Origin of the sequence: Blautia difficilis, assembly GCF_014297245.1 — a bacterium.
Taxonomy (GTDB): domain Bacteria; phylum Bacillota; class Clostridia; order Lachnospirales; family Lachnospiraceae; genus Blautia_A; species Blautia_A difficilis.
In genome coordinates this window covers 12,866-24,999 of record NZ_JACOQG010000009.1, presented here as the reverse complement: position 1 = coordinate 24,999, position 12,134 = coordinate 12,866, and the positions used below count along the sequence as shown (strand labels likewise).

8 protein-coding genes are annotated in these 12,134 nt (G+C 42.0%); all 8 read right to left on the bottom strand.

What is annotated here, in order from left to right; genetic code table 11:
* Positions 1 to 252: 252 nt before the first annotated feature.
* Entirely contained in the window at positions 253 to 1,239 is a 987-nt protein-coding gene (locus tag H8Z82_RS07395; RefSeq protein ID WP_186994727.1) for an alpha/beta hydrolase, read from the bottom strand.
* A 1-nt stretch (position 1,240) separates the two neighbouring features.
* Positions 1,241 to 4,618, bottom strand: a complete 3,378-nt coding sequence (locus H8Z82_RS07390; protein WP_186994726.1) for a bifunctional diguanylate cyclase/phosphodiesterase — start codon at positions 4,616 to 4,618, stop codon at positions 1,241 to 1,243.
* A gap of 252 nt (positions 4,619 to 4,870) precedes the next feature.
* Positions 4,871 to 6,085 (bottom strand): carboxynorspermidine decarboxylase, encoded by a 1,215-nt coding sequence (locus H8Z82_RS07385; RefSeq protein WP_186994725.1) that lies wholly within the window; start codon positions 6,083 to 6,085, stop codon positions 4,871 to 4,873.
* A complete protein-coding gene (locus H8Z82_RS07380) occupies positions 6,085 to 7,344 on the bottom strand; it encodes a saccharopine dehydrogenase family protein (protein WP_186994724.1) in 1,260 nt (419 codons plus the stop codon). Before H8Z82_RS07380 ends, H8Z82_RS07385 begins: the two co-directional genes overlap by 1 nt.
* Before the next feature lie 80 nt (positions 7,345 to 7,424).
* Positions 7,425 to 8,282 carry an agmatinase gene (gene speB, locus H8Z82_RS07375; protein ID WP_186994723.1) on the bottom strand — a complete coding sequence of 286 codons (858 nt, stop codon included), beginning with the start codon at positions 8,280 to 8,282 and terminating at the stop codon, positions 7,425 to 7,427.
* 3 nt (positions 8,283 to 8,285) lie between these two features.
* Complete coding sequence (gene speE / locus H8Z82_RS07370; protein WP_019162638.1) at positions 8,286 to 9,140, bottom strand: polyamine aminopropyltransferase; 855 nt, start codon at positions 9,138 to 9,140, stop codon at positions 8,286 to 8,288.
* A 5-nt stretch (positions 9,141 to 9,145) separates the two neighbouring features.
* Positions 9,146 to 10,615: an aminotransferase class I/II-fold pyridoxal phosphate-dependent enzyme gene (locus H8Z82_RS07365; RefSeq protein WP_026077052.1), complete on the bottom strand. Its 1,470-nt coding sequence runs from the start codon at positions 10,613 to 10,615 to the stop codon at positions 9,146 to 9,148.
* Between the two features lie 635 nt (positions 10,616 to 11,250).
* Positions 11,251 to 12,108: an EamA family transporter gene (locus H8Z82_RS07360; protein WP_019162640.1), complete on the bottom strand. Its 858-nt coding sequence runs from the start codon at positions 12,106 to 12,108 to the stop codon at positions 11,251 to 11,253.
* Between the last annotated feature and the right edge of the window lie 26 nt (positions 12,109 to 12,134).

Genomic DNA, 12,134 nt, shown 5'->3' with positions numbered 1-12,134 from the left:
AAACATTACATATTTGTTCAGTAGCTTACAGATATTTCAAAAACAATGTACTGACAGCTACAACATTACTTTTTTATTACGGGACAAAAAATAGCACAGATTATTCCAAAATACCAGTACCCTCAGGACTTAATGAACACTTTACATAAAATTGACCGGGACTTATCATACATTTAACAAAACGTATCTGATAAGTCCCGGTCGGGGATTATTGTCATTCGTAATCACCTTTGGCGGTGGAAAACAGTCACATTATTTTTCAGAATTACTACCATCATATTTCTCAAAAAACTCCATCACTGTACGCTGATACAATTCCGGATCTGCATAGGCACTGCACAGATGCCTTGCTCCCGGTACAATGACCAGCTCCTTTGGTGCTCTGCACAGCATATAGTTCTGAAATGAATTATTCGGATACACATAGGTATCTTTCTCTCCATGAAAGAAAAGAACAGGTCTTGTATTCCTTTTCATGGCTTCTGTGGTATCCGCATCTTGCATATGAAATCCTGCAATAAGGTGACACAGACATTCCATTTCCTTCAAAAGCAAAGGGATATAATGCAGATGGAACCAGTTATCAGCCATATCCCGCATCTGTCTTTCCATAGACTGGAATCCACAGTCTGCGATCAGTCCCTTCACTTCTGGCGGAAGCCAGTAGCCGGATGCCATCAATACAGCAGATGCTCCCATAGACTGTCCATACAGATAGATGGGAAGCTTCTCCTTATTTCTCTCGGACACATAAATTGCCCACCGCTGTACATCCCATTTTTCCTTTGCTCCAAAAGTGATATATTTTCCTTCACTTTCTCCACAGCAACGCTGTTCCATAAATAAAAGATTGCACTGGCGCTCGTGGAGATATTTTGCCATAAATGACAGGGAACCAAATCTGCTGCCCCGATAGCCATGGCTTAATATGACAAATCTCTTTGCATTCTCTGCAGGCAGATAGAATCCATGGAGTTTTAATCCATCCACACTCCGGATATAGCAGTCCTGCATCTTCTGAGCTTCGCACCATGCCCTGCTCTCCTCATATTCCTTTGCGTATCCGTTTCTGGGATGATTATCCCGGATATGGGATAATTCAAACCATTTCTTTCTTTCCTTTTTCCTTCCTCCTCTTTTGCAGCAGACCACCATGTTAAAAAAACGCCAGCCAATCTCCATAATCCCTGTGAAAAAAAGTAATACTGCTGCTGACAACTTACAAATTTTTTTCTTCATCTCATTTTCTTTCTATAAATTTTCTCATAAACTCTTCATACCCACAAGGTTTTCCCCAGAAATATCCCTGGGTAAATTCCGGGCGCAGCTTTCGGATTTTGAGCCATTCCTGAGCATTTTCCACGCCTTCGATGCAAATCTTCATATCCAGATTATGGGTCATGGTACAGAACTGATTCAGCAGATAATATTCCTGTTCATCTGCAACTGCTTTGGCAGTGAAAGAGCGGTCGATCTTAATAATCTCCGGTTTCAGTTCGCTGAGATAATGGAAATTCGAGTATCCGGTTCCAAAATCATCCAGTGCAAGACTGATCCCCATCCGCTTCAGTTCTGTAAGAAAATGCTTCTCATTTATATTTTGTTCCAGAAGGTCACTCTCTGTCAATTCCACGATCAAGGCTTCCAACGGCAGCCCGGCTCTTTTCATTTCCCCACTGATATCCTGGATCACATCAGACTTGGATGCCTGAACCTGAGAAATATTAATACTTACTCTGAACTCTGGAATTACTTTCCTGATTTCACTGCATTTTCCCATAACCTCCCTCATCATCCATCGGCCAGCAGGAATAATAAGTCCTGTTTCTTCCAGAATCGGAATAAACTCTGCCGGTGAAACCATTCCAAATCTTTCAGAAGTAAAACGCATTAAAGCTTCTGCTCCATAAGACACCTTTTTATCTTCAGCAAATACAGGCTGATAAAAAGCCCTAAAGCCTCGGAAGCCATTGTTCACAGCTTCTCTCAGTTCCTGAGTAATCTCCCTCTTCCTAAGAAATCTTCTGTAGGTTTCCTCATTAAATATATAGCAACGGTTTCTTCCCAGCTTTTTCGCTTCATTCAAAGCGAAATCTGTCAGCTTCAGGGCTTCTGAATACTGATTCCCCTTTAATGCCGCAAATGGCACAATTCCTCCTGAAACCGTATACATGACCTTAAACTCATTAGATTCAATGAATCTGTCTATTTCATTTCTCACTTTATCATAAAGTTTATCTGCATCCTTCACCTCGTCAGAAAAAACATCCAGAATCAGAAATTCATCTGCCACAAGCTTGTACACTTTCTGTGCTTCTGATATGCAGCCGGAAATACAATCTGCTGTTTTTCTAAGTACAAAATCACCGTACTCCTGTCCGAAGTTATCATTGATTTCCTTAAAATGATCGATTCCTATACGAAGCAGATATCCTGTTTCCAAAGGAGTATCCTGTTGATCCATATACTGCCGCAATCCTGTCTCTCCTAATAACCCGCTTACATTATCTGCCTTCTGTCTTTCTCCAATCTCATTGATACAACCGATCATATAAAGAGGTTTCGTATTATCATCCCGGACCAGATATCCTTTGCAATGAATCCAGACCGGCATTTTTTTCAGATCCAGCCATCGATATTCCATACTATGGATACAACGGTCTGTTTTAAGAAGATTATCAAATTCCTCTTTCAGTTTTTCATAATCAGGTTCATATACAAATTCTTTATGGTTTGAAATCACATTATGAAAACTATTTTTCGGAATACAGAAACGGTCAAGAGCCTGGTTTGCTATGTAATAAAAATCTGTCCGGAAATCAACCACATACGGGTAATTATCTGTGGTCGGACTCAGAAGATCGATCACGCTGCAAAGCTCATCCAAGGGCATTCTCTGATATTTTTTCTCCTGCAGGATCACTTCATCTGTAATTTCCTCTGTGGAATGCTTTTCCATGCGGGAAAGCAAGTGACCCGGATCAGTTGACCCCGCAATCTTCTTCCTGCGCTTCTGACGGTACAGCATGGTATCACTTCGTCTTACGATATCTTTAAAGTCAAAATCTATATCCGGCTGATAATAAGCGTATCCTGCTGATATACTAAGCGGATACTCCAGCTTGTGTGTTTCTGCGGTTTTCTTCAAAATCAGCTCCAGTGTCTTCAGCCGTTCCGGAATCATATCTTTCTCATCGCTGTGATATACATATGCAAACTCATCGCCGCCAATTCTAAAACAGTTCTTTACATTCTGAAATGCCTGACTGATACACTGATAACACAGCTTCAGTGCCTCGTCTCCCTTTTCATGTCCAAAATTATCATTGATTACTTTCAGATTATCCAGATCAAAAAGCACTACACCTGTAGTGCGCAGTTTAATTTCACCTTCATCCAGATATTTCACCATATCCTCGTAAGCATTTCGGTTCATGGCCTCTGTGAGCATATCCATATTGGCTATTTTCTGCAGATAGATCACCTTTTGCTTCTGGATATATTGATCGTAATATTGAGAAACCTGGATCCAGATCAGCATAATAATAAACAGCATGGTTCCTGTAGAAAGCAAAATGGATGTCTGTTGAAATCTTCTTAAATAATAACGAAACATTTCTGCCATTCCAAATCCCATGGCCACGTACATAGAATACTGGAATTTTTGGGCTACATCATTTCTTTTTTTTCTGGCTTCGTAAAGAATGATCACAACTGTGTAAACCGCATTTGCAACCATAATAACATGAGTTACAGAAAGTAACCGGAACATATCAATAATTCCTGTACACTGAAGCAAAACATCGACTGCCATATTTGCAAGATAAAGAATGGAAAAAATCAATGCTCCTTTATGGTACCTGCTTTTGCAGATATCATATAACAGGAAATTAAATGGTACCGGGAAAAGAAAGAGTGAAAAATAATCCACAAAATATAAGGTTCTTCCATCCGGAATCAAAAACTGCAGAAAACCACATTGTACCAGTGTCCATACTGCGACCAGCAATGAGAAAAATCCAAGGTTTAAAAAAATCTCAATTTTTGCTTCTGTTTTGTCTCTTCTTTTTCTTCGCACTGCGCCACAATAGAGAAGCAGGCAGATAACAGCGGCAAACAGAATTCCACAGCTGATTACCAAAGTTCCGAGACTGTCTGTTAAGATTTTCAGAATACAATCGCCTCGTGTTCCGTATACAAGGATGACTTCATTTCCATAATAGCCCTCATATACCGGAATAATTCTGACTTCCAGATTTTTACCTGAACTGTCTCCCGGAATATCCACAATATGCCAGCAGCTTCCAGGTGTCTTCATAAAGCCCGGGGCATCCGCTTCATTTCCGTATTCATATATTTTTTCTCCATCCAGCAACACTTCTGCAATGGTGTGGGTGGTTTTAAATAAGATGGATCTGGGGATATCGAAATCTTCAGGCAGAGCAATATTCTCTGATTTGATTTCTCCTTCTTCCAGTTCTTTTGTTTCGCACTGGATCGTATTATCCCAGAACAATTTTTCCCTGGTGGTACTCTGGCTGAAAATCCAACCTGAAAAACAGATGGCAAACAGCCCAAACACGAACAGAGTAATCCATAATCTTTTTTCTATTTTCATAGTCTCTCCTTTAGAGTGTATGTCAAGCGGATATTCATAAAACATACCTGATCGCTATGGTTATTTTGTGTTTCATCTTTATCATTGTATCACAGATTTCTGAATAAATGTTAGTGCTTTTAACACTTTCTTTGTTATAAAACCACAAAATTTTAGAGCAGAAATGCCTTTCACGAATAATCGCTTCAGACATTTCTGCTCTACTGATTCCCGGATATCACTTCTTCCGGACTATATATATCGACTCTTAACTTAAAGGTGCCTTCCAAGTCTTCCCTTAAAATCTGCGTAACCAAACTCTGTAAGCTGTAACATAGTGTTGTCAGCACGTCTGAGCCAGATATCCGGCAGTGGCATTCCATTAAATGTATTATTCTTACAGGTAGTATAAATGGCCATATCTCCAAACATAAGAAGATCTCCATATTGGGGGATCTGTCTGAATTTATAATCTCCGATCACATCTCCTGACAGACAGGTAGGGCCTCCAAGCCGAACCGTAATCCCTTCTTCTTCCAGTTCATCTGTACCAAGTAATGGCGGTCGATAAGGCATTTCCAGTACATCCGGCATATGGCAGGCTGCACTGGCATCTACAATTGCAATCTGTGTCTCTCCATTTTTCAGAACATCCAGTACACTGGTCAGGAAAAATCCAGCATTTAATGCCCACGCCTCTCCTGGTTCCAGATAAACTTCCACATCCCAATCATTCTTTGCCATCTGAATACATCGTTCCAGTCGTTCAATGTCATACCCTGGTCTTGTAATATGATGACCACCGCCAAAATTGATCCACTTTACCTGAGAAGCCAGATCACCAAAATGCTTCTTTACAGAGACAAGTGTTATCTCCAGATCATCAGAATCCTGTTCACAGAGAGTATGAAAATGAAGACCATCCAGCAGATCCAGAAGCTCCGGATTTTTCCCAATTGCTTCATCCCACTGAGCTCTTGTTGTACCCATACGGCTTCCCGGTGCACAGGGATCATAAATCTCGTGTCCTTCCTGAGTAGAACATTCCGGATTGATCCGAAGTCCCACACTCTTTCCAGCTTCCTTTGCCATCAGTCCAAACCTAAGAAGCTGAGACGGAGAATTAAACACAATGTGATCTGCATAACGAAGCAGTTCTTCAAATTCATCTGCCCGATAACCGGCGCAGAATACATGGACTTCCTTTCCAGGCATTTCTTCTGCGCCCAGCCTTGCCTCAAACAGTCCGCTGGCCTCTGTACCTGCAAGGTATGGTTCAAAAAATCCATAACAGTCATAGTTACTGAATGCCTTCTGCGCCAGAAGCATCTTACATCCTGTTCGTTCAGCCACTTTACCGAGAAGCTTTGCGTTTTTTATAAGTGCATTTTCATCCAGGATATAGCAGGGAGTTTTTATATTCCTAAATTCCGGCGGAATGACTCCGCCGGTGGCTGTAAATGGTGCTCTTTTATCCAGTTTTTCCATTAATCTACCAGCTCCGGATCATGGCTTTCGCTGCGTGGCAGACCGTAACGGTCAAGTGCTTCCAGGAACGGATCCGGATCAAATTCTTCTACTGTATACACACCTGGTCTGATCCATTTTCCGGTCAGCATCATAAGTGCACCGCACATTGCCGGAACACCTGTTGTATAACTGATTGCCTGACTTCCAACCTCATGATAGCATTCCTGATGATCGCATACATTATAAATATAATATGTTTTTTCTTTTCCGTCCTTTACGCCTGTAAAAATACAGCCAATGTTTGTTTTACCTTTTGTACGTGGTCCAAGACTTGCAGGATCCGGAAGCAGTGCTTTCAGGAACTGAATCGGAACAATTTCCTGTCCATTATACTGGATCGGTGTTGTAGAAAGCATTCCCACATCCTCAAGACAACGCATGTGATCCAGATAGCTCTGTCCAAAAGTCATAAAGAAACGAATCCGTTTTACGCCCGGAATTGTTTTTGCCAGAGACTCGATTTCCTCATGGTGAAGCAGGTACATATCCTTGTCTCCCACCTGGTCAAACTTATATTCTCTCTTAATGGCCATGGGCGGGATTTCCACCCAGTGTCCGTTTTCCCAGTAGCTTCCCGGTGCACTTACTTCACGGAGATTGATTTCCGGATTAAAGTTTGTGGCAAATGCATATCCATGGTCTCCGCCATTGCAGTCCAGAATATCAATGGTATCAATCTGGTCAAATTCATGCTTTAATGCATGGGCACAGTATGCCTGTGTAACACCCGGATCGAATCCACAGCCAAGTAAAGCTGTAAGACCTGCATCCTCAAATTTTTTGCGATATGCCCACTGCCAGGAGTAATCAAAGTAAGCGGAAAAGCCCTCTTCTTTACAACGTTTCTCATAAATAGCACGCCACTGTGGATCATCCGTATCTTCCGGTTCATAGTTTGCGGTATCCATATAGTTTACACCACAGGCCAGACATGCATCCATGATCGTCAGATCCTGATATGGAAGTGCAATGTTCATTACCAGATCCGGCTTATAATCATTGATCAGTTGGATCAGCTGATTCACATCATCCGCATCAACCTTGGCTGTGGTAAGAACTGTCTTTGTCTTTCCCCTTAATTTTTCTGCAAGGGCATCACATTTTTCCTTTGTACGGCTTGCAATACATAATTCTGTAAATACCTCATCTGCCTGACAACATTTCTGGATTGCTACACTGGCTACTCCTCCGCAGCCGATCACAAGTACTCTGCTCATAACTTTTTCTCCTTTTTCCTTATATATAACCGTTGCTTCAACAGTTTTTTATAGTGTTATATTATCTGTGTACTGCTGGCTTATTTTGTAATTGCCAGAAGCAGTTCCCGCAGTACCTTACATGCTGCTGCAGTGGATACACCGCTTGCATCCAGCATAGGTGCCAGTTCATTCACATCTGCACCTACCACATTGGTCTGAGAAACTGTCTGTATTGCTTCCAGAAGTTCCAGGAAGGTCACACCTCCTGCCTCCGGAGTTCCTGTTCCCGGAAATGCTGACGGATCCAAACAGTCCAGATCAATTGTAAAATATACCGGAACCTTTTTTTCTTTCAGTTCTCTGACTGTCTCTTTCAGTCCGTCAAAAGTAAAGGGATGAAAATCTGTATGCTTCGCAGCAAACTGAAATTCCGCTCTCTCTCCGCTTCTGATGCAGAACTGGTGGATACGGTTATCTCCCAGAAGATCATGGCATCTTCGCAGCACACATGCATGACTTAACCTGGCTCCCAGATAATCGTCTCTTAAATCTGCATGTGCATCAAAATGTATGATATGAAGATCCGGATATTTATTAAATACAGCACGTACCGCTGCTAATGTTACCAGATGTTCCCCTCCCAGAAGCACCGGGATTTTTTCTGCTTTCAATATTTCCTCTGCCCGCTTTTCAATGTCTGAAAGAGCCATTTCACTGCTTCCGAAACAAAGTTCCAGATCACCGCTGTCAAATACTCTGATATCCATAAGATCTCTGTCCTGGTATGGACTGTAGGTCTCCAGTCCGAAGCTCTCATGACGCATGGCAGACGGGCCAAACCTGGCACCTGGACGAAAGCTTGTTGTGGAATCAAAAGGAGCACCATAAAGAACAACAGATGCTTCCTCAAAACTGCTTTCACAGCCGATAAAAGTTTCTACATTAGACTGAATCATAAGTTATCCCTCCACTTCCTTCAGCATATCTTCCAGAAATGCAGGAAGATAGAATGCTCCTTTATGGAGTCTTGTTGTATAGTAACGTGTGCGGAGATTTAATGCATTCCATGCTTCCGGGTCCAGATCATCAACAGGATGATATTTTTTACTCGCAAATCCAAACAACCAGTAACCTGCGGCAAATGTAGGGATATGAGCCTGATAAACACGACTGATCTGAAAAGTACTGGCAATTTTCTTATGACTGCGCTGCATTGCATGTGCATCTTCTGTATAGAATGGACTTCCCTGCTGGTTGACCATAATTCCATCATCTTTTAATGCATTATAACAGTTCCCGTAAAATTCACGGGTAAACAGTCCCTCCGAGGGACCAAAGGGATCAGAAGAATCCACAATAATAAGGTCATATTTTCCCTCACATCGCCGGATAAATTTCAGCGCATTTTCGTAATGAAGATGTACTCTTCTGTCATCTAGTCTGCATGCATTTTCCGGAAGATATGCACGACAGGCTTCCACAACCAGAGGATCCATTTCTACCAGATCAATATGTCTGACTCTGTCATATCTGGTCAGTTCACGGACAACACCGCCATCTCCTGCGCCAATCACAAGAATATCCCTTGCTTCTTTGTGAACTGCCATGGGCACATGGGTGATCATCTCATCATAAATAAATTCATCTCTCTCTGTGAGCATTACATTTCCATCCAGAGTCAGCACACGTCCAAATTCAGGTGTTTCAAAAATATCTATCCTCTGATAATCACTCTGCTTAGAATAAAGCTGACGGTTTACCCGGATACTATGCTTCACATCCGGTGTATGAAATTCTGAAAACCACATTTCCATTATCTTTACCTCCCTGCCAGAACATTCAGTCTCAAAATATCCGGATCTTCAGGTCCTGTCATATTGCAGCCCTTTGCTTTGGCATATTCAATATAATCCAGGATTTCTGCTGTAATCCTCTCTCCAGGTGCAAGAATGGGAATCCCAGGCGGATAACACATCACAAATTCACTGCATACCTTCCCTTCAGTCTCCCGGAGAGGCAGGCTGCATTTGTCTGCATAAAAAGCTTCCTGTGGACTGGTCACCACCTGAGGATCAATATATTCCTGGCTCAACAGCCCGGAGCCATCTGTCTGAAAACGTCTGCGGATTTCAGCAAGTGCACTTACAAGCCGCTCCACCTCCTGGGCACGGTCACCAATAGAAAGATAGGCCAGAATGTTTCCAATATCACCAAATTCTATCTGGATATCATATTCATCCCGCAAAATATCGTAAACCTCGATGCCTGCAAGTCCGATGTCCAACGTATGTACACTTAATTTCGTAATGTCAAAATCAAAGACTGAATTTCCATTGACCAGTTCTTTTCCAAATGCATAATAACCGCCAATGGCATTAATTTCCTCTCTTGCATATTCTGCCATATCTGCTACCTGATGAAAAATCTGGCGGCCTCTCTGTGCAAGATTTCTTCTTGAAATATCAAGGCTGGACATCAGAAGATAGCTTCCTGATGTTGTCTGTGTCAGATTAATGATCTGACGAACATATCCTGCGTGTACAGCCGGGCCTGTGAGGAGAAGACTTGACTGTGTAAGACTTCCACCGCTCTTGTGCATGGATACAGATGCCATGTCTGCACCTGCTGCCATAGCAGAAACCGGAAGACCCCCTCCAAAATAAAAATGCGTTCCATGGGCTTCATCTGCCAGGCACAGCATTCCAGCATCATGTGCCATCTTAACGATCGCACGTAAATCACTGCATATTCCATAATAGGTGGGATTATTTACCAGTACTGCAACTGCTTTCGGATGTTCTTTTATGGCCTTCTCAACCTGTTCCCTGCGCATTCCAAGAGAGATTCCAAGTCTCTGGTCCACTTCCGGATTTACATAAACAGGGATTGCGCCGCATAAAACAAGGGCATTTAAAACACTCCTGTGAACATTACGGGGAAGTATGATCTCATCTCCCCGTTTACAGGCAGTCAATACCATTGTCTGAACGGAGCTTGTTGTGCCTCCTACCATCAGAAATGCATGTGCTGCACCAAAAGCATCTGCCGCCAGTTCTTCCGCTTCCCGTATTACGGATACCGGATGACAGAGATTGTCCAGTGGTTTCATGCTGTTGACATCCACACCTACACATTTTTGTCCCAGAAATTCTGTCAGCTCCGGGTTACCTCTTCCGCGTTTATGACCCGGCACATCAAATGGCACCACTCTCATTCGTCGGAAAGTCTCCAGAGCTTCATGTATGGGTGCATGATTCTGGTTTAATTTAAAACGACTTCCTTTCATCATTCCTCCATTTCCAGTTTCCTTTGCTTCAACCCTCAATCAGCAATTCCACAGACTGAACAAAACAAAAAGCGCAGGTAAGGGCACTTAACCACAAACCTGCGTTTTGATCTGTATCTATATGTTTTATCAACAAGCATAAAAAGCAGATAACACTTTCTTTCAGCATCATAAATAAAACTTCTGGATCATGCGTGTCAGAGTCTATATAGCAATTATACTTTTACTACTCTTATTGACCGTTTCACAAGTCTGCGCGTCCGGCGCATCGCGGTTATCAAAGGAACCTACTTATAAAATTTGAGCTTCTAACTCAATCAATAAGGTAACCAAAGTTACCATAATCGGCAGTGGACCCGGCTGTCCGTATGGCCTTAACCCTCCCGGGTGGTCCAAAACAATTGCTTTGAAAAGACTCTGTCTGTTACTCTGTATCTTCGTCTTTCAAAATCGCGTTTATCATAACATGTAAAAAACATACTGTCAATAATATACAGTTAAAATAATTGATAAGATTATGTAAAATTGTTACTGTTCACTGCGTTCTCAGTAACTGTAAAATTTATCTGCTATTCTTCCGTTTTCTTCCCATTTAAGCACATCTGTTTTTTATCGCAAGGCTATCTTAAAAAAATCCCTTATATCAACAAAGCTAACGTTCCAACAACAATCAGCAACAGTCCTGTTCCTGATTTTAATGACAGCTTTTCATGGAATACAATATACGAGAATGCAATGGTCACAAGGATACTCAGTTTATCAATCGGAACTACCACACTGGCCGGACCTGTCTGAAGTGCTCTGTAATAGCATAACCAGGAACCGCCTGTTGCAAATCCGGAAAGAATAAGGAATAGCCAGCTTTTTCTGTCAATATTCTTAACCGTATCCTGCTTTCCGGTCACAAATACAACAATCCATGCCATCACTAATACAACAGCTGTCCGGATTGCAGTTCCGAGATTCGAATTGACATCCTGAATTCCAATCTTTCCCAAAATAGAGGTGAGACTGGCAAAAACAGCGGAACCAACTGCATAAAGTAGCCACTTCTTATCTTCTTTTTTCTCCTGCGTTTCCTTTTTCTGTATCATCAGATAAGTACCAATCCCGATAAGTATCATTGAAACAAATTTCAGCCACGTTATTTCTTCTCTCAGAAAAATAAACGCCAGCAGCATCGTTATCACTGTACTGGATTTATCGATTGGTGTTACTTTATTGATATCTCCGATCTGCAATGCTTTGAAATAGCACAGCCAGGATATACCCGTTGACAGTCCTGACAAAATCAGAAAGACCAGGACTTTTTCCGAAATATCCCTGATTCCGCTTTGCGCCCCGACCACAAATACCATAATCCATGAAAAGATTAACACTACGCCGGTTCTTAGTGCTGTCGCAACATTAGAATCTGTGTTTCTGATTCCGCATTTTGCCAGTATGGCGGTCAATCCTGCAAACAGGGCAGAACCAAATGCAAATAGCAGCCACATATTATCTTTCCTCCACCCCAATCATC

What these genes read in the sequence shown, in the direction of transcription:
- H8Z82_RS07365 (WP_026077052.1), bottom strand. Translation starts at nt 10,615, where the DNA reads ATGATGAAAGGAAGTCGTTTTAAATTAAACCAGAATCATGCACCCATA.
- H8Z82_RS07380 (WP_186994724.1), bottom strand. Translation starts at nt 7,344, where the DNA reads ATGAGCAGAGTACTTGTGATCGGCTGCGGAGGAGTAGCCAGTGTAGCA.
- H8Z82_RS07360 (WP_019162640.1), bottom strand. Translation starts at nt 12,108, where the DNA reads ATGTGGCTGCTATTTGCATTTGGTTCTGCCCTGTTTGCAGGATTGACC.
- H8Z82_RS07395 (WP_186994727.1), bottom strand. Translation starts at nt 1,239, where the DNA reads ATGAAGAAAAAAATTTGTAAGTTGTCAGCAGCAGTATTACTTTTTTTC.
- H8Z82_RS07390 (WP_186994726.1), bottom strand. Translation starts at nt 4,618, where the DNA reads ATGAAAATAGAAAAAAGATTATGGATTACTCTGTTCGTGTTTGGGCTG.
- speE (WP_019162638.1), bottom strand. Translation starts at nt 9,140, where the DNA reads ATGGAAATGTGGTTTTCAGAATTTCATACACCGGATGTGAAGCATAGT.
- speB (WP_186994723.1), bottom strand. Translation starts at nt 8,282, where the DNA reads ATGATTCAGTCTAATGTAGAAACTTTTATCGGCTGTGAAAGCAGTTTT.
- H8Z82_RS07385 (WP_186994725.1), bottom strand. Translation starts at nt 6,085, where the DNA reads ATGGAAAAACTGGATAAAAGAGCACCATTTACAGCCACCGGCGGAGTC.